The following is a 252-nucleotide window of genomic DNA, read 5'->3' on the forward strand; positions in this document are numbered from 1 at the left end:
GTCTGGACGACGTTCATGCCCAGCCAGGTCGACCTCGACGTGGCGAACGATCGCGCCAGAGCGTACCTGCGGCGGATCCTCGCCGCGCTTCGCGAGGGCGGCGTGACGACGGTCCGGCTCGACGCGGTCGGCTACGCCGTCAAGACGCCCGGCTCCGACAGCTTCATGACGCTCCAGACGCTGGACTTCGTCCGCGAGATCGTCGCGCTCGCCCGCGAGGAGGGCCTGCGCGTCCTGGTGGAGGTGCACGCC

Annotated in this window: 1 pseudogene; it reads left to right on the forward strand. The window is 71.0% G+C overall.

Features of this window, described 5'->3' with window-relative positions:
- A pseudogene (locus SB773_RS33365) lies at positions 1–252 on the forward strand (hypothetical protein); the annotation flags it as partial.

It is taken from the genome of Bacillus sp. SIMBA_074 (genome assembly GCF_046534555.1).
Lineage (GTDB): Bacteria > Bacillota > Bacilli > Bacillales > Bacillaceae_G > Bacillus_A > Bacillus_A mycoides.